The sequence below is a fragment of the Corallococcus macrosporus DSM 14697 genome, assembly GCF_002305895.1.
GTDB lineage: Bacteria > Myxococcota > Myxococcia > Myxococcales > Myxococcaceae > Myxococcus > Myxococcus macrosporus.
Genome location: NZ_CP022203.1, coordinates 2,102,885 through 2,120,306, shown reverse-complemented (window position 1 = coordinate 2,120,306; position 17,422 = coordinate 2,102,885). Strand labels below are relative to the sequence as shown.

Annotated in this window: 18 protein-coding genes; 7 read left to right on the top strand and 11 right to left on the bottom strand. The window is 69.7% G+C overall.

The window, feature by feature from the left end:
- Positions 1 to 6: 6 nt before the first annotated feature.
- Both MYMAC_RS08935 and MYMAC_RS08930 read right to left on the bottom strand, forming a co-directional pair.
- Complete coding sequence (locus tag MYMAC_RS08935; protein WP_095957768.1) at positions 7 to 321, bottom strand: hypothetical protein; 315 nt, start codon at positions 319 to 321, stop codon at positions 7 to 9.
- 257 nt (positions 322 to 578) lie between these two features.
- Positions 579 to 1,343: a helix-turn-helix domain-containing protein gene (locus MYMAC_RS08930; RefSeq protein ID WP_095957767.1), complete on the bottom strand. Its 765-nt coding sequence runs from the start codon at positions 1,341 to 1,343 to the stop codon at positions 579 to 581.
- 69 nt (positions 1,344 to 1,412) lie between these two features.
- On the opposite strand from MYMAC_RS08930, the gene MYMAC_RS08925 reads away from it, so the two are divergent.
- The 5 genes from MYMAC_RS08925 (at position 1,413) to MYMAC_RS08905 (ending at position 6,183) form a co-directional block, all read left to right on the top strand.
- Positions 1,413 to 2,147, top strand: coding sequence for an SDR family NAD(P)-dependent oxidoreductase (locus tag MYMAC_RS08925; RefSeq protein ID WP_095957766.1), 735 nt, complete (start codon positions 1,413 to 1,415; stop codon positions 2,145 to 2,147).
- 275 nt (positions 2,148 to 2,422) lie between these two features.
- A complete protein-coding gene (locus tag MYMAC_RS08920; protein ID WP_095957765.1) occupies positions 2,423 to 3,172 on the top strand; it encodes a TetR/AcrR family transcriptional regulator in 750 nt (249 codons plus the stop codon).
- Positions 3,169 to 4,071 (top strand): acyl-CoA desaturase, encoded by a 903-nt coding sequence (locus tag MYMAC_RS08915; RefSeq protein ID WP_095957764.1) that lies wholly within the window; start codon positions 3,169 to 3,171, stop codon positions 4,069 to 4,071. Before MYMAC_RS08920 ends, MYMAC_RS08915 begins: the two co-directional genes overlap by 4 nt.
- A 115-nt stretch (positions 4,072 to 4,186) precedes the next feature.
- Positions 4,187 to 4,969: an AAC(3) family N-acetyltransferase gene (locus MYMAC_RS08910; RefSeq protein WP_095957763.1), complete on the top strand. Its 783-nt coding sequence runs from the start codon at positions 4,187 to 4,189 to the stop codon at positions 4,967 to 4,969.
- A 185-nt stretch (positions 4,970 to 5,154) separates the two neighbouring features.
- On the top strand, positions 5,155 to 6,183 hold the full coding sequence (locus tag MYMAC_RS08905; protein WP_239989430.1) for a hypothetical protein: 1,029 nt from the start codon (positions 5,155 to 5,157) through the stop codon (positions 6,181 to 6,183).
- A 75-nt stretch (positions 6,184 to 6,258) separates the two neighbouring features.
- On the opposite strand, the gene MYMAC_RS08900 is transcribed toward MYMAC_RS08905, so the two are convergent.
- Complete coding sequence (locus MYMAC_RS08900) at positions 6,259 to 7,395, bottom strand: trypsin-like serine protease (protein ID WP_095957761.1); 1,137 nt, start codon at positions 7,393 to 7,395, stop codon at positions 6,259 to 6,261.
- Positions 7,396 to 7,690: 295 nt separating this feature from the next.
- Entirely contained in the window at positions 7,691 to 9,262 is a 1,572-nt protein-coding gene (locus MYMAC_RS08895) for a carboxylesterase/lipase family protein (protein ID WP_095957760.1), read from the bottom strand.
- 405 nt (positions 9,263 to 9,667) lie between these two features.
- Between MYMAC_RS08895 and MYMAC_RS08890 the strand changes: the two genes are divergently transcribed.
- Positions 9,668 to 10,393 carry a DUF2652 domain-containing protein gene (locus MYMAC_RS08890; RefSeq protein ID WP_013935196.1) on the top strand — a complete coding sequence of 242 codons (726 nt, stop codon included), beginning with the start codon at positions 9,668 to 9,670 and terminating at the stop codon, positions 10,391 to 10,393.
- A gap of 15 nt (positions 10,394 to 10,408) precedes the next feature.
- On the opposite strand, the gene MYMAC_RS38310 is transcribed toward MYMAC_RS08890, so the two are convergent.
- The gene (locus MYMAC_RS38310; protein ID WP_275663250.1) at positions 10,409 to 10,537 is read right to left on the bottom strand and encodes a hypothetical protein; all 129 of its coding nucleotides are present in this window, start codon (positions 10,535 to 10,537) and stop codon (positions 10,409 to 10,411) included.
- 189 nt (positions 10,538 to 10,726) lie between these two features.
- Here MYMAC_RS38310 and MYMAC_RS08880 point away from each other — a divergent pair, with 189 nt between their 5' ends.
- Complete coding sequence (locus MYMAC_RS08880) at positions 10,727 to 11,251, top strand: O-acetyl-ADP-ribose deacetylase (RefSeq protein ID WP_095957759.1); 525 nt, start codon at positions 10,727 to 10,729, stop codon at positions 11,249 to 11,251.
- 100 nt (positions 11,252 to 11,351) lie between these two features.
- Here the strand turns inward: MYMAC_RS08880 and MYMAC_RS08875 are convergent, their stop codons facing one another.
- The 6 genes from MYMAC_RS08875 to MYMAC_RS08850 form a co-directional block, all read right to left on the bottom strand.
- Positions 11,352 to 11,816, bottom strand: a complete 465-nt coding sequence (locus MYMAC_RS08875) for a GFA family protein (protein ID WP_095957758.1) — start codon at positions 11,814 to 11,816, stop codon at positions 11,352 to 11,354.
- A gap of 95 nt (positions 11,817 to 11,911) precedes the next feature.
- Complete coding sequence (locus MYMAC_RS08870) at positions 11,912 to 12,868, bottom strand: alpha/beta fold hydrolase (protein WP_095957757.1); 957 nt, start codon at positions 12,866 to 12,868, stop codon at positions 11,912 to 11,914.
- Positions 12,869 to 12,906: 38 nt separating this feature from the next.
- A complete protein-coding gene (locus MYMAC_RS08865; protein ID WP_095957756.1) occupies positions 12,907 to 13,362 on the bottom strand; it encodes an Rrf2 family transcriptional regulator in 456 nt (151 codons plus the stop codon).
- Positions 13,363 to 13,438: 76 nt separating this feature from the next.
- On the bottom strand, positions 13,439 to 13,987 hold the full coding sequence (locus MYMAC_RS08860) for a hypothetical protein (RefSeq protein WP_095957755.1): 549 nt from the start codon (positions 13,985 to 13,987) through the stop codon (positions 13,439 to 13,441).
- Positions 13,988 to 14,040: 53 nt separating this feature from the next.
- Positions 14,041 to 14,976, bottom strand: a complete 936-nt coding sequence (locus MYMAC_RS08855) for a hypothetical protein (protein ID WP_095957754.1) — start codon at positions 14,974 to 14,976, stop codon at positions 14,041 to 14,043.
- Between the two features lie 352 nt (positions 14,977 to 15,328).
- Positions 15,329 to 17,401: a glycosyltransferase family 39 protein gene (locus MYMAC_RS08850; RefSeq protein WP_095957753.1), complete on the bottom strand. Its 2,073-nt coding sequence runs from the start codon at positions 17,399 to 17,401 to the stop codon at positions 15,329 to 15,331.
- Between the last annotated feature and the right edge of the window lie 21 nt (positions 17,402 to 17,422).

Sequence of the window (17,422 nt, the reverse complement as noted above, 5' to 3'; positions counted from 1 at the left end):
AACCGGTCAGCAGGTGCGCCAGTCGTATCCCTGATAGACGAGCCCCCGCTGCGGGCAGTGATACCGGCCGAACTTCGCGCACAGGTCGTAATTGACGGAGCGGAAGGGGCCGTACCACTTGCCGCTGCACCTGACGTTGCAGCAGATGGCGGCGCTCTCCACCCCACCCTCTTCGAGGTACTCAGAGGGAATCCCCGGCGTGGAGACGCCCTCCTCGGCCGGGTCGACCGCGGGCATCGCTTCGTCATTGGCGGGTCCGCAGCCCGTCAACAGCACCACACCGGCGAACAAGGCGAACCACTCCGCATGGCCATTCTTCATGGAATCCTCCCAGGCTCATTCCAGACAAGAAGGCCCGAGCCATCCGGCCTTCGAGTCATTGGACCACATGGGAATTTCCGGTGTTCCAGACCTGCCCTTTTCGCCACGTCAAAACAGACAAGACAGACATTCTTCGTAAGGCAGCATCCAATGTCTTCCGACTTCCAGCCTGGAGCAGGAAGTGACCTCCTCGCTCTCAAGAGCTCATTCTCCCGCAATCCGAGAATGCGGGATGAACCCCAGGCGCCCAGGCTGCCCTACTCGGCGAGCGCCTTCCCCGGCGGGACGGCGCTCGTTCGCGCGCGTTGACGATAAGCCCTGGGCGACATGCCCACGACGCGCCGGAAGGCCGTGCTGAAAGCGCTCTCCGACTCATAGCCAAACGCGAAGGCGAGCTCGCCCACCGTGCGCTCCGTCGTACGAAGTGCGTCCCGCGCGAGGTCCATCCTCCACCCGATGGCGTAGTCGAGCGGTGGCCGGCCGACGAGCTGCTTGAAGCGGGCGGCGAAGGCCGAACGGGACATGCCCGCCGCCGAGGCCAGCTCGCGCACCAGCAACCCCGCCAGCTCCCGCAGCGGGCCCGCTGACGCCGCGGGGACGCGCAGGATGGGAGGCAGGGCCCGCATGAGCAGGTGCGCATTCGACGCATCGAAGACGAAGTGCCCCCCGACGATGTGCGTCGCGGGCGCCGTGCCCGCAGCGCCCAGCGTCACCACGCCATCCGTCACGCGGCTGAACAGGGCATGCGCCTCCAGCCGTGGCGCCGTGGCGTCGCTGGCCATGACATAGGGCGGTGGGTTGCCCAGCAGGTAGACGTCCCCCGCCTCGCAGCGCACCACCCTGCGCTGGCCCTCCAGCAGAATCACGCAGTGCCCGGCCACGACGGTGCCGAACTTCACGTGAGGGTAGCCCTGGAAGCGGATGCCCCAACGCCCGGCCGCCCTCAGCTCCGCCGACACCACCGTCCGCGGACGCAGCAACTGGATGACGTCATCGATGGGGTCGCCGCGCAGCCAGCTCATGGACGATGCGTAAAGTAGTCCGGACGCCTGATGATGGATAGTCCAGGTCCGGGCCCACATATTGCGCCCATGGACTCCACCGGCAAGACGGCACTGGTCACAGGCGGCAACAAGGGCATTGGCTTCGCGGTTGTCCGGCAACTGGCGGCACACGGATATACGACGTGGCTCGGGAGCCGTGACGAAGCCCGGGGACGCGCGGCCGTGGCGGCGCTCGAGGAGGCAGGCGCCGGCGACGTCCGCTTCATCGCGCTGGACGTCACCGACGAGGCCAGCGTCGCGGCGGCGGCCGCCCGCATCGCGTCACAGACACCCTCGCTCGATGTGCTCATCAACAACGCGGGCATCTATGTGAAGGAGGGTGACGGAGCGCCGAGCACCGTGCGGCTGGACGCCATGCGCGCCACCTACGACGTCAACGTCTTCGGCCCGTTGCGCGTCACGGCCGCGTTCCTCCCCCTGCTGCGCGCGGCGCGCGGCGCCCACGTGGTGATGGTGGGCGCGGGGCTGGGCTCACTGACGCTCCAACTGGACCCCAGCCAGGGGCTGTCACGCTGGCCGGCGTTCGCCTACAGCTCGTCGAAGACGGCCTTGAATGCCCTGACGGTCGGCTTCGCCAACGAGCTGCGCGAGGAGGGAATCGTCGTCACTGTGGTCAACCCCGGCTTCGTGGCCACCGACCTCAACGGCCACGCCGGCACGCTGACGACGGACGAGGGGGCGGAGCGCGTGCTCCGGGCGGTCCAACTGCCGTTGTCGGCGACGGGCAGCTTCGTCACCGACCACGGCACGTGTCCCTGGTAGCGAGGCGTCCCGTACGCGGAGCGCCAGAAGCCCGGGCCCAGGACGCGCAGTCCACTGCTCGTCGCCGTGAGTCGGAGGAAGCTCCCGCGCTGCATGGGGGCAGCTCCATGCGCAGATGACGCGGGAAGGTGGTGCGCGCGCGCCCGGTGCCCAGCGTCCCCTGATGCCGTCGCCCTGTCTGGCGGCAACGGAGCGGCTCACGGATTTGCTTGCGCCCCGACAGGCCCCGGGCATTTAATTAAGTGAACTCGTTCACCTAAATCAAGGGGGAGGTCATGGGCACGAGGGAGAAGGCTGGCGCCACCCAGGGACGGAAGCGGGGACGCCCCAGGGGCCGGACGGAGCAGGGCCAGGAGACGCGCCAACGGCTGTACGCCATCGCGCTCGCGTCCCTCTCCACGCGCGGCTACGAGGCCACCCACCTCCGGGACATCGCGAAGGAGGCGGGGGTGAGTGTCGGGCTGCTGTACCGGTACTTTCCCAGCAAGCGCGCCATCCTCCTGGCGCTCTACGACGAGCTGTCCTCGGCGTACGCGGCGCGGGCCGCGGCCTTGCCGTCGGGGCCCTGGCGGGAGCGCTTCTCGTTCGCGCTCCGGACCAGCCTCGAGGTGCTCGGACCGCACCATGAGGTGCTCAAGGCCCTGGCTCCCGTGCTCGTGGGTGGGGACGAAGACGGCGTGCTCGCGCCCCAGACGGCGTTCTCCCGGCTGCGCGTCCAGGCCGCTTTTGAAGAAGCCGTGGCGGGCGCGACGGACGCACCGGGAAGCGCACCTGTCGTCAAGGCCCTGGGGCGGCTGCTCTACGTCGCGCACCTCGCCGTGCTGATGTGGTGGCTGCTCGACAAGAGCCCGGGTCAGCGCGCCACCGGGGGGCTGGTGGCGCTGCTGTCGCGCGTGCTGCTCCCCGCTTCGCTGGCGCTCCGGCTCCCGGGTGCAGGGAGCGTGGTCCTGAGGGCGGACGTCCTGTGCCGACAGGGGCTCTTCGGTGAGGCGGAGCCGAGCGACACGGACGAGGTGCCACGATGAGCGCCACGCTCCTGGAGCACCCCGCGCCCCTTCCGACGGAAGGGCGCGCCCACGGGCCGGAGGCACCCAAGGCCCACCTGGTGCCCCCCGAGGTCGGGACGCTGCGCTTCGACCCGGCGCGCACGCTGTGGCTCTGGGCCATGCTCATTCCTGGCGTCACCGTGGGCCTCCCAGCGGCGACGCCCACCACCGTGGCGGTGTCGCTCCTGCTCACCGTCGCGACCCTCTGCCTGGGCCACTCGGTGGGACTGCATCGCGGCGTCATCCACCGCACCTACGAGGCGGGTCCCCTCACCCGAGGCGTGCTCGCCTACCTCTTCGTCCTGAGCGGGCTGGGTGGCCCCTTGTCGTGGACGCGCCTGCACGCGGTGCGCGACTACTGGCAGAGCCGCCCCGACTGCCCGCGCTACTTCGCCTATGGGCACTCGATGGTCCGCGACTTCGGCTGGAACCTGCACCTGCGCTTCGAGCCCGCGGACGGCCGGACGCTGGTGCGGCTTCCCTCCGATGTGCTGACCGACCCGTGGCTGCGCTTCCTGGAACGGACGTGGCCCCTGCACGTCCTCGGGCTCTCGGGAGTCGTGCTCGCGGCGCTGGGCCCGGAGGCCGTCGCCCTCTGCGTCTGCGCCCGCACCGCCGCCAGCATCCTCGGACACTGGGCCGTGGGCTACGCGGCCCACGTCTGGGGCGAGCGGCGCTACACCCTGCCTGGCGCGGCGGAGAGCGGCACGAACAGTTGGGTGCTCGGCGTGCTGTCCTTCGGCGAGGGCTTCCACAACAACCACCACGCCTTCCCAGGCTCCGCGCGCATGGGCCAGGAGCCCCACGAGCTGGACCTGGGGTGGTGGGCCATCCGAGCACTCCGCCGGCTGGGGCTGGTGCGCGACGTCCGCACCTGAGCCGGCCGCCCTCAGCGCACGAAGCGCCATGGGGTGACTCCGGCGCGCTCCACTGGATGGGCTCCGCTGTCGCCATCGATTGCGGCGGGCCCGAGGCCGCGCGATAACCCAGGACGTGAGCGAAGTCCGTGGCGAGCAACTGGTGCGGCAACTCCGGGACCTCGGCGTGCGCGAGGGCGGCGTGCTCGTGGTGCACACGTCCTTCAAGGCCGTGCGCCCGGTCGAAGGCGGACCGCTGGGCCTCATCCAGGCGTTGCGCGCGGCGCTGGGGGACGCGGGGACGCTGGTCATGCCCACCATGACGGATGGCGAGGGCGTGTTCGACCCGAAGCGCACGCCCACGGAAGGAATGGGCATCACCGCGGAGCTCTTCTGGAGGCAGCCCGGCGTCCTGCGCAGCACCCACCCTGGCGGCTCCTTCGCGGCCGTGGGGCCTCGCGCGCGCGACATCTGCCGCCCCCAGCCGCTCTCACCACCACATGGCCCTGAAAGCCCCGTGGGATGGGCACATGACTTGGGCGGTCAGGTGCTCCTGCTGGGTGTCACCCAGGGCGAGAACACGACCCTCCACCTCGCGGAGGCCCTGGCCCCCGTGCCGTACTCCGTCACCCACCCCTGCGTCGTCGAAGTGGATGGCGTTGCCCGGACGGTGGACATCGCCGAGACGGACCACTGCTGTCAGGGCTTCCAGCGCGCCGACGGCTGGCTCCGCGCCCGCGGCCTGCTGCGCGAGGGCAAGGTGGGGCGCGCCGACGCGAAGCTCGCCGAGGCGCGGGACATCGTGAACGTCGTGGTCGAACACCTCCGGGCCGACCCGCTCGTCTTCCTCTGCCCGGCGGATGCGGGCTGCGAGGAATGCGACCGGGCCCGCGCCAGCGTGGACAACCCGGCGCGCTAGCCACAGCGCCCGCACCGACCGTGGAGGCCCCACCGGCGCCCGGGGTGCGCCCCCGGCCATGGACAGGCGTGATGATGACTTTCTCGTGAACACGACCTTCTCACCATTTCAAGGATGAACGGCGAGTCAGGGGCCTGGTGTATGGAGGCTCGTCCCCCCGCAGTACCCTCCAGGAGGAATCATCCATGCGTCGTCTTGCTCCAGCCCTTCTCTCCGCGAGCCTGATGGTCGGCTGTGGTCCCACCAGCGCCGAGTCCGAGTCCCCTGCCCCGTCCACGGAGCGCCAGGAGGCGCCGCTCACCACCACGGATGTCGACGTGGCGCCGGAGTGCCAGGGCCTGCTCACCTTCGTGAACACCGAGCCACTGTCCACGCTGAGCACCTACCTTCCCAGCGACGTCGCCCAGAGCCTCGTGAGCCAGCGCGCGACGGCGCCCTTCTCCACGTTGGTGGAGGTGTCCGCGGTCCGCGGCATCAGCCAGGCGCGCCTGGCGCGAATCGAGGACGGCGCCCGCACCCTGGGTTACGTTGGCAGCACCTGCGCCGGCGTCCTGGACGAGCTCGCGCTCTCCACCGATGACGCCGCGGCCCTGGTCCACCTGGTGAACACCATTGACAGCAGCGCGCTGTACGCCGTCCTGCCGTACGCGTGGAATGGCGCGACGAACCTCCTCAACCTGCGGCCCTTCACGTCGGCGCAGGCCATCTCCGAGGTGAGCGGCGTCGGCACGGTCAGCCTGCGCAACCTCCGCAACGCGGCCACGCAGGGCTACGCCCTGACGGCGCTCATCGCGGCCATCAACGCGCAGGAGGAGAGCCTGTGGACGTCCCGCCTGAGCCAGGACTTCGACATCCAGGACGTGATTGACGGTGCGCACGGCAACGGCGAGTTCCAGAGCGCGTCCTGCTTCGGCATCGACCCCAGCCTCTTCCCCGCGGGACAGAACTGGACGGTCCGCCCCAACCTGGCCACGGGCACCGAGGTCTACCAGGAGATTGAGGGCACGGTGGGCTACGCGGACCGCAACGAGCCGCTGCCGGACACGCTCATGGCGGACGGCCTGGCGGAGCTCCAGGCACGCACCGCTGGCCGCACCTTCAATGGCTGCTTCATCAGCTACGGCAAGGGCCCCTGGGGCGGCATCCAGGTCAAGTTCTACGTCGACACGGTGACGGGCTACCGCATCCTGTCGGAGCAGCACTGGGTGGAGTGAGCCCGCGTTGAAACGCGAAGCCCCCTGTCACCCGCGGGCGACAGGGGGCTTCCTGGACGGCGAGCCGGCGCGTGGCTACGGAATCGTGGCCGTCACGGACACGCCGGAGTAGCTGCTGTAGCCGCGCACGGACACGTACCAGGTGCCAGACGCGGGGTTGGTGAAGTTGCAGTTCTCGTTGTTGCCCGCCGAGTAGGGCCGGCAGTCGTAGGCGCTGGTGGTGGGCTGCGAGCCACGGCGCACATAGAGGTCCGCGTCACCCGACCCGCCCGCCTGCACCACCTTGAGGGACGTGGTGCCAGCGGGGACGGAGATGGAGAAGTGCCGCCACGTGCTGGACGAGCCCGACAGGTTCGTCTGGGAGAGCAGCGTGGTGCCGGTCGGCGGAGGGTTCGTCCCGCTGAGCTTCGCGTCGACCCAGGCCTCGAAGTGCGACACGCGGGCGTACATGCCCGGGTAGCGCGAGTCAGCGCAGCCGTAGCCCCAGCTCACCACGCCCGCGAGCTTGCGGACGCCGTTGTGCATGACGGTGAGCGGACCACCGCTGTCGCCCTGGCACGAGTCCTTGCCCGGGGCCTTGGCGCCAATCTGGTCCGGGCCAATGTACTCATTGGGGTAGCTCTGCTGCGCCTCCGTGTTCGAAATCACGTTGACGTCCACCGTGCGCAGGGTGGAGGACCCCGAACCACCGGAGGAGGTCGCACCCCAGCCCGTCACGCGCGCGACCACGCCCGGGTTGGTGGCGCCGCTCGCGGCATCCGCCGCCGAGACGCGGGGAATGGCCGCGACGGTGGTGCCATTGAGGCTCAGCGACGTGGCCAGGCGAAGCAGGGCCACGTCGTTGCCGGCGGAGCCGTAGTCCTCGTGAATGATGACCTGCGCCACGTTGCGCGTCTGGCCGGAGCTGGTGCTCGTGCTCGAGGTGGAGCCCGCCACGATGCTGCTGACGGTATAGCCATCCACGCAGTGCGCCGCGGTCAGGATCCAATCCTTGTTGAGGATGGAGCCACCGCACCAGTGGCCGCCGCGCCGCAGGGACACCTGCCACGGATTCGCGTTGATGGTCGTGGTGGTGCCACCGACGATGTCCTGCTCGATGGTCGCCGGCGTCACGGCCTCCGCCTGCTCGTCAACCAGCTCAGGACCGCAACCGACCAGCAACGACATCGCGCCAACCGTCGACCACCGCCGCATGAACTTCACTGACATCATGGAGACCTCGGTATTGGGGGGAGACGTGAAACGGCAAAATTTGAATTGCCGGTTCACGACTCAAAAACCGTAACACGCGCCCTTTCGGCGCTGCCAGCCCCTCCCCTGACAAACGGCGTCGGTGTTCGGTGCTCCAACAATCCGTGCGACGCGACTGTTTGATTACACTCCCGCCACACTCAGGATGGGGCCCAGCGTCGATGACTTGTCATTGGAGACGCGAGCGGAGGGCAACACGTCACCTCGCGACCCGGCGGTGCGGAACGACACACCACCGGGTCTGCCTCACCCCTCGTTACGGCCGAAGCTCCGGCCTCGCGTTGCCACTCGCGGACGTGGACGGTGACGCGGCGCGCGGCAGCTTCGGCGGTGGCGGCCTGGCGAAGCTGTCCAGGATGGGAATGAGGCTCTCAGCGGCCTGCAGGATGGTGCGCTCGAAGTCCGCTTCCATTCGAGGTGAGACCTCCAATCTCAGCAGCCTGTCTTGAGTCTCGGTGTGTCCCTCCCACGTCACCTGAGCCACGGGCCCGGGTGTGCCCGTCCGCGCGAACTGGACCAGCGAGGCGACGAGCTGATGAAGGAACGTGCGGTCCTCGTCCGTGAAGAACTCTCCCGAAGGCGGCACGTCCGCGGCCGTCTCCAGGAAGTAGGGCACCTCGCCGCCATGGGGCACGCCCAGGCGCTGCCGGGGCACGAGCAGCCTGGCGTTGTAGTCGAAGTAGTAGCGCCAGGCGGCGGCGCCGCTCGCGGCGTGGCGCGAGGCCAGCATGCGAGGCAGGACGGTGAAGACGAAGTCCCGGCACATCCGCCGGCCAATCTCCCGGTCGTCATCCACGTCGGGGTAGAGCTGGCGGATGGCCGGGGCGAAGGCCCCCAGGCGTTCGAGGATGGTGCCCGGGTCGATTCCGAACGAGGACACCACGCTGGAGTCGTCACTCGTGCTCCCGAGGATGAGCGGCAGTGGGAGCTGCGAGCCGCGCTCGAAGCTCTCCCGGATGGGCTCCGGGAGGACGGAGTCGCCGTAGATGGGGCTGGGCGCGTTCACGGTGTCCGTGGGGAGCATCCAGAACTTCTCAGGGCTCAGCGCGCGCAGCTCTTCCGCGGTGGCCAGGAGCCGGTCGAGCCCGTTGCGCCAGGCGAACGCCATGCCGGCGAGCTTCGCGTCGGACAGGGACTTCTCCTGGAGCACGTACGCGCTCATGGCCACGCCCTGGCGGAAGAGGTTCTTCTCCCGGACGAGCGGTGAGGTGAAGAGCGACAGGACGCTCTTGGCGCCCGCCGACTGCCCCATCACGGTGACGTTGGAGGGGTCGCCGCCGAACTGCGCGATGTTGTCGCGCACCCACTCCAACGCCAGCATCTGGTCCAGCAGGCCGAAGTTCGCGGGCCCGCCCGGGTGCTCCTTCTCCAGCGCCGGGTGCACGAAGAAGCCCAGGTGCCCCAGCCGGTAGTTGAAGGTCACGAGCACCACGTCGCGCGCCGCCAGGTGAAACCCGTCATAGGGCGGCACGCGGCCCGAGCCGATGACGAAGGCCCCGCCGTGAATCCAGAACACCACCGGCAGCTTCGCGCCCGCGTCCACCCTGGGCGTCCATACGTTGAGGTAGAGGCAGTCCTCGCGCATCTCGCCGGGGTCTCCGCCGCCGCCTTCAATGCAAGCCTGACGCGACTGCAGCGCGGAGTAGCCGAATTCGTACGCCTCGCGCACCCCCGGCCAGGGATTGACCCGCTCGGGCGCCCGCCAGCGGAGCGCGCCCGTGGGAGGCTTTGCATAGGGGATACCCCTGAAGACAGAAATGGCCCCTTCCACCAGGCCCTGCACCTTGCCTTCCCTCGTGGATACCTCGGGCGTTTTGATGACACTCATCGGCCAGCTCCCTTGGGTTGTGTTGCGGGAGCGTGGAATAGAATCGAGCATCAATCCCTTGCAACACGTCCCCACCAGAAACACGACCTGCTGGATGGGATGGACAGGAACACGACACCCACCCCTCCCTGGAGTCTACCGGGAGGCCCCACCCCAATGTCAGCGTCCGCGCGAGCCGCTCCGGATGCACCGGCTTCAGCAGGGAGTCCGCGGCGGAGACGGGTAGGAAGGTGGGAGCGGCGGCCCACCGGTGATTCATGCACCGGAGCCTGACGCATTGTGCGTGTGGCTTCGTGGCCCCTTCCGTGAAGGCGCGAAGCCGGCGGTGAAGGGCCCCGTCCCGCCGGTGCGCGGCTGACGACGGGTCGCGCCAGCCTCCTGAGGTCGTGTTAGGGTGGCCGCCGCATGGCGATAGAGAAGGCACTGCTGCTCATCGCGGATATCGGCGGGTACACCCGCTTCATGAGCCACCACCGCTTCAGCCTCGCGCACGCGCAGGAGACGGTGGCGCAGTTGCTCGAGGCCGTCATTGATGCCTCGGGGCCGCTCAAGCTCGCGAAGCTGGAAGGGGACGCGGCGTTCTTCTACGCCGTGGGCGACGACTTCCCCACCTTCGCCCGGCAGGTGGCGGACATCCGCCGCGCCTTCCTCGCGCGCAGGGAGCAGTTCGTCGTGGACCGGATGTGCAAGTGCGATGGCTGCATGCAGGTCAGCGCCCTGACGCTCAAGTTCGTGGCCCACGCCGGCGAAGTCGCCTTCCAGCGCGTGAAGCACCTCACCGAGCTGGCGGGCGTGGACGTCATCCTGGTGCACCGGATGCTGAAGAACGACGTCCCCGTCACGGAGTACGTCCTGATGACCGACACCGTGCATCAACGGCTGGAGCCCGAGCTCCGCCAGCACACCCTGGGCCTGGAGCACGACTTCGAGGGCATGGGGCGCACGGCGACGCACTACATCGACTTGAACGTGTTCGCCATCGCGGCCCCCGAGCCCGTGGCCCCGAGCCTGCCGCGCAAGCTCTGGGCGAAGGTGAAGATGGAGTGGAAGTCGATGAAGTACGTGCTGGGCCTCAAGCAGCCCTGCGAGGACTTCCGCAACGTCGAAGTCGTGGACGAACGGTCGCCGTAGGCCCGAGTCCGCGCGTCAGGTGCCGGCGGGGCCTGCAGCCGTGGGCGGCGGCGTGACGGCCAGGACGAAGCGCGCGTAGCCAATCTCCGCCGCGTTCTTCATCAGCTCCAGCGAACCCGAGATGCCACGTAAGCCAGGCCACACTCGCCGGGCCCAGGTCGTAGCCTTCGTGCGCGGGCCCGGGCGCGGGCCGCAGGCGGTCTTCCGTCGTCAAGCCGTCCAGGTGATAGTGGGTCAGCGCCCACGCGATGTCGAGCTGCCCCAGGAGCGTGTCTTTGAGGGGGGTCGGCCATGGGCGGAGGACAGAGGCTTCAAAGGCGGGGAGCGCGAACAATGAGCGACGAGCGACTGGTCCTGATGCGGGGAGACATCACCCAGGTCCAAGCGGATGCGATTGTGAATGCGGCCAACTCAGCGCTCTGTGGCGGCGGAGGCGTGGACGGCGCCATCCACCGCGCGGCGGGACCTGGACTCCTGGCCGAGTGCCGGACCCTGGGCCGCTGCCCGCCAGGCGAAGCCCGCATCACCGGCGGCCATGGGCTGCCCGCCAGACATGTCATCCATGCCGTGGGGCCCGTCTGGCAAGGCGGAGGAAGTGGCGAAGAGACGCTGCTCGCGCGCTGCTATTGGCGGGCCTTCTCGCTGATGGAACAGCACGGCCTGGGCACCATCGCGTTCCCGTCCATCTCCACCGGCGCCTACGGCTACCCCATCGAGCGAGCCTCACGGGTCGCCTTGCGTGAGATTCTGTCCGCGCTCGAGCGCATGCCCACCCTCCAGCGGGTGACTGTCGTCCTGTTCAGCGACAGGGACCTCGACGTCTATCAACGGGCACGCCAAGCCCTGGGGAACGGCTGACGACGCGGGCGGGCCCCCACCGCCAGGAGAGCGAAGGGCACCGCCCTCCGTCACCCCGCGCATGGGCGGCACCCTACCCCGGCCGCCGGGCCCGCTGCGCTCAGGGACGCGGCGCCTGCAGAAGCTCCACGTTGGAAATCCAGTTGCGCTTGCGGCGCGCGAGCCGCGTCTCCGTATCCTCGTTGTCGAAGCTGCCAGTGGCGCGGCGAATCCGCGCCGGGTCGATGCCCTCGAACGCGTTGACGTTGACGACCGCGTAGAGCCGGCCATCGATGAGGCTCGTCACCACGGGAACGACGCCACACCGGCAACACGTGTGGAACTCCGCGGTCCGCGTGCCAAAGACATACCGGGAGACCTGTGACGGCTCCTGGACCGTGAGGCGGAGCGTCCCGCCAGGGTGAGAGGTCCAGACGCCTCCGTGCCGGGTGCAGAACGAGCAGCCACAGGCCCGCGCGGGAATCTCGTCTGGACTCGGCTCCCAGACGAGCGTGAAGGACAGGTTCCCGCAGTGGCACTTCCCTGGAATCACCATGAGCGCGACCTCCGTTGAGTCGGCGCTCACCTATACTTCATCCCCTGCGCACCGCCACGGGATGAAAGGGATTGCGGCACAGTTGAGCGCCATTCGGGGCAGCACACCCGCGAGGGACGCGCGGCTCAGGCGGGCAGCGTCCTCAGGAAGGCCACCAGCGCGGCGTTGACCTCCTCGGCGCGCTCCTGCTGGACCCAATGCCCCGCGCCTGGAATGACCTGGATGTCGGCGAGGTTGGGCACCAGGGCCTTCATGGGGTCGACGGGCGAGAAGGCACGCACCGGGTCCTTCTCTCCGACGAGGTAGAGCGCCGGCTGCTGGATGGTGGCCGTCGCCAGCTCGGGCAGCTCGTGCCAGTCCCGGTCCATGTTCCGGTAGCGATTGAGCCCGCCCCGGAAGCCACTGCCAGCCAGCTCCTTGGCGAAGTACGCGACGTCCGCCTCGGTGAGCCAGCCGGGCAACGTCTCCGGCACGTCGAGCCCCTCGAGGAAGCCATCCCCCTTCTTCTTCGCCAGCACCGTGGGATTCGTCACATCGAAGCCCGGAGTGCCCGCGAGGATCGTCCGGACCGACTTCGCAACGTCCGCCTCGAGCTCCGCCTCCGCCACGCCGGGCTCCTGGAAGTAGAGGATGTAGAACCACTTCTCGCCGAACATGCGCTGGAAGAGCTGCATCGGCGGCATGGGCGCGCGGCCCAGGTGGGGGACACTCATGCCCACCACCGCGCGGAAGCGGTCCGGATGCAGGGCGGCGCAGGTCCAGGCCACCGCGGAGCCCCAGTCATGCCCCACGACGATGGCGGTCCGCTCCCCCAGCGCGTCGAGCAGACCGACCGCGTCCGCCACCAGGTTCTTCATGCTGTACGCCTCGATGGCCTCCGGCTTGTCGCTGCCGCCATAGCCCCGGACGTCCGGGGCCACGGCGTGGAAGCCGGCCGCCGCCAGCGCCGGAAGCTGGTGGCGCCACGAGTACCAGGACTCCGGCCAGCCATGCACGAGCAGCACGAGCGGCCCCGTGCCCGCCTCCGCGACGTGCAGGTTGATGCCATTCGCCTTGACGGTTCGATGCGTGATGCCTGCCATGGGACGCTCCGGGGTGAGGGTGGGGGTGCGCGACAGCGTCAGGCACGAGGCCTCGCGCGCTGCTTCGCCGCACGGGCGTGACGGCGACGAACACCGCGGCCAAGCTCCGCCACGGTCGTGTTGCGAAGTTTCCGCAGGAGCAGCGCGGCCGCCTCATCCAGCGCCGCTTCCAGCGCCGTATTGACGGCCTGCTCCACGAGACAGCCCGGGCTCTCATCCCGGGGGCCGATGCTGAAGAGCGCGGGTGTCCCCAGCGCTTCATACACGTCCCCCAGCGTCACCTCATCCAGCGGGCGTGCCAGTGACCAACCTCCACCATGCCCCTTCACCGAGGTCAGGATGCCCGCCTCCCGGAGGCCGGCCATGGTGCGCCGGACCACCACGGGATTGGCCTTCATCAGCCGCCCCATCGCCTCCGACGTCACCACCGGCCCCATGTCCTCCATGTGGAGGAGGACATGCAAGGCGACGGAGAGCCGACTGTCGCGTCTCATGCCACTTCATATGTGGCATGAGACGCGGTCAGTCAAGCGCGGATGGGCGAGTGGGGTGGCCGGGTGGGTGTCAGGACTAGTAGTTGACCACGCCGTTGGGGAGCAGCAGGTGGTGGCTCCCCAGGTCCACGAGGGAGCGGGCCACGTCGAGCTGCACCACCGCGCGGCCGCGCAGGGCCAGCTCGTGCACGGGCGCCTCGAAGGTCATCGGGGCCACCGCGGCGTCGATGTAGCCGGGGGCACCCGCCTTGGAGTAGCCGCCGAGCCCGTCCAGTTGGAGCGACACACGGACGCGCTCCACGCCTTCCGGCACGTAGAAGTAGGCCACCAGGGGCGCGTGGTCAGCAGCGGCCACATCCACACGGTCCTTCGCCAGCTCCACCTTGAGCGGCTTGCCGTCCACGGTGACGCGCACGGCGCCGATGGGGAGCTCCAGCTTGTCGTAGCCCTCCATCGACGAGCCGCGGAGCCGCAGCTCGAAGCGCTGCCCGTCCTCCGTCTGCACCGGACCCGACGGCGCGGGCGGCTGCTCGTCCTGGACCGAGTCGAGCCGGTCACTGTCTCCACCGCAGGCCGTCAGGGCGAGGGCCGCGCAGACGCACGTCGACAACATGATCTTCTTCATGGCGTGTCTTTCCTTGAAATCAAACGGGTATCTGGAAATGGGTCAGGGGCGGTTCAGGGCGAGCAGCTCTGGCCGGAGTTGGAGGTCGGGTCGACGGCGATGGCCTGCGCCGTCTGGGGCGTGGCGGGGCCGGGGATGAAGCCCTCGGGCAGCGGGAACGAGTCGCACTGGTTGTTGAAGTTGTCCACCGGGTCGATGAGCGACGAGATGAGGGTGCAGTCCGTGGTGTCCAGCGCGGCGACCGCGTCCGTGAGCAGCGACGGCGGCGTGGGCGTGGAGCCGAACAGGCGCTGGTTGCAGATGCCCACCAGCGTCTGGCGCGCGAGCAGGAAGCGGAGCCGGTCCAACTGGCTGCGCATGCCGCCCTGCGGGTACATGGCCGGGCTGCCCCAGAGGATGCCCTCCGCGGCGGGCAGCGTGGAGATGGTCCCAATGGCGCCCAGGTCGATGGGGCCCAGCGCCAGGCACTGCGTGACGGTCAGGATGCGGGTGCTGAAGAAGCCCAGCGTCCGGGTGGCGCTGGTGCACTCCACCGGAGGCGGCTCCTCGCGCTCGCACGTCAGGCGCGCCGAGCACATGGCGGAGCCCAGGTCGAACGTCACCCGGAACGTGTTGTCGATGTGCGTGTCCGCCAGGCCGTCCTCCGCGGCGATGGCCACACACTCTTCGTAGCTGCCAATCTGCAGCGCGAAGTCATCCGTCAGCGAGCCATTGACGGGGATGGCCACCGGCGGCGGCGGCGAGAAGGTGAAGCCCTCGCTCGACAAGACGTCATCGGTCGCCGTCAGCAGGATGGACGGCAACGTCGGATGGACGTTGATCACCTCGAAGCTGTAGTTCGCGGTGAAGGGGTACTCGTCCGCCACCACCACCGACTCGCCATTCACCCTTTTTTCGCAAATCAGGTCATGGGCATTCGCGACGCCGCTCCCGCCCACCACCACCGCACATGCCGCGCCCATCCACTGCTGCTTCAGCTTCATCCGCATCGTTTCGACCTCGTTCAGGAGCCATCGGGGCTCGGACGCGGCGGATTTCACCGTTTGTGCCACCTCTGGGAAGCCGCGGTACGACAGGCCCCTGACACACGGATTCCCCAATGGAGGTAGGTGTTACGCCCTTCCTCCCGTTGGATGGAAAATCCCAGCCCACAGTGGGGACCGCGCCGGAAGACCCGAAGCAATGGCGCGGCGCCGGAAGGAGGGTAAATGCCCCACCGAGACCGCGCGCCCTCCCCGCTGACCTGGGCGAACGCTTCCCATGTCCCGGGAGATGCCGCGGCAGTGAAGTTCCCTGCACCCGATAGGCGTTGGCCCCTGGGTGCGGTGTGAAGCCAGCGCCTCAGGCGCCAGGGAGGGAGAGCGTCACCTGCTGGCCGTCGCTGCCCAGCTCCAGGTGCGTCACGTCGGCGCCGGGAGGCCCCAGCACGGGCACGATGAACCAGCTCGCGTTGCGCAGCGCCGCGTCCCTCCGCCGCGCGGCCCCGGGGTCCAGGCTGCGCTCCAGACGGCCCCCCCGCCCCTGGAAGACGACGCGCAGCGAGTGGGGCGCGCCATGGGCCCGGACGAAGAAGGCATACCGGTCACGACCTCCGCCGGCGTGGCCCACCGCGACGCCCAGCACCTCCATGTTCTTCTCGCGGAAGGACAGCGGCGTCACGCCGTCCGGCAGGGCGGCGGGAGCGGGCCGGGGTGCCAGCAGGTCATAGGCGCGCAGCGCGGCGTCCGGAGGAACGCCGGGAACGGGGGCGTAGCGCTCCGCGAGCGGCGACACGAGGTAGGGGTGGTAGCGGTGCCTCCGGGCGGTTGGCACGTCTGGCGGCCGCCGGTACGCCATGCGGTTGCTCCAGAACATGAGGCTCAGGTACTCCATGGCGTGCGGCACGTCGAAGTCCTGGGCGAGGAACAGCACACTGCGCGCGGGCGTCTGCTGGTCGAGCGCGCGGCCGACTTCACGCGAATACGTGACGTACAAGTCGTCGAGGTGGTCGGACAGATAGCGCGCCCTCGCCACCGGCAGGGTGACGGCCAGGTGCCACGCGAGCACGGCCGAGGCCAGCAGCCCCACGCCCAGGGGCGCCCAGGACAGCTTCCGCGGCAGGAGCCGGCACACCAGCCCGACGAGCAGCGCCGCGACGGCCACCACCACCAGCCCTTCCGCCAGCCCGGGGCGCTCCCGGGTCTGCGCCAGCACCGGGGGCAGCGCGGCCCGCACCCGGCCCAGCGCGGGCAGGTGCTGGATGAACCACGGCGTGAAGAGTCCGGCCAGCAAGGCCGCCGCCAGCGCGGGATGGCGTCTGGCGTCCGCGCCCGAGATGGCCAGCGCGGCCAGGACGGCGGGCACCGCCCCCCACGCGATGGCGGGCACCTTCACCACCCCCAGCGTCAACACGAACCAGGTGGCGCCCACCCACAACGCCAGCCCCACCACCTCCAGCTCCCGCCGGCGCAAGGCGCGCACCAGCAGCCACCCGAAGGCGAGCACGGGCACCACCGGCGGCAGCGGCGCGAGGCTCTGGGTGTTGACCTCGTTGAAGAGGGCGTCCACCGGCCGGTGCCAGGGCCCCACGTCCACCGTCGGGTCGTGGAAGAGGTGCGCGCGCGTCACCCGCGCCTCCAGCTCGTGCAGCTCGGGCCAGCGCCACGCGGAGTAGAGGCTCCACGGCGCCGCCAGGAGCACGGCCGCGCCCACCATGGCCACCACCGTGCCGAAGCTCGGCCCCGGGCAGAAGCGCAGCCGGCCCAGCGCCCACAGCGTCCCGGCGATGCCCAGGGGCGTCAGCGCGAGCCCCGTCTTGCAGAGGAAGCCCAGCCCCACCGCCGCCCCCGCCGCCACGCCCCACCGCCAGGAGCCCTGACGCGTGGCATGGAACAGGAGCGCCACGGCCACGGCGTTGCAGCCCGTCAGGGTGCAATCCGTCACGTCGCCGAAGAAGCGCCCCTGGACGAGCTGCCAGCCGAAGGGCATGGCCAGGAAGCCCGCCGCGCCCAGCACGGCCCACGGCCGCCCGGCGGGCCTGCGCGCGATGAGGTAGATGGACACCGCCGCGGCCAGGTGGCCCAGCAGCGAGGCCAGCCGCAACGCCAGCGGCGTCACGCCCACCACGTGCATCATCAGCGCCCCGAACCAGAAGGGCCCCGTGGGCTTGTGCATCCACACGTGCGCGGCCCACCAATGGCGCGGGTCGGTGGGATAGAGCGGGTCCTTGTAGAGGTGCGGCGTGAAGAAGGTGTCGTGCGTGCCGCGCGTGGCGGCCTGATGCATCGACTCGTCCCAGATGTAGATGGCCGGGTGGGCCAGGTGCGGCGCGAGCTGGGTCAACCCCCAGACGACGAGCGCCGCGATGAGCAGCCCGTCCAGTCGCTTCTGGAAGGCGTCGGGAGGAGCAGGGACCGTCTGGGAGTCGGCGCGCATCGGTGCAAGGCGCGGGATAGC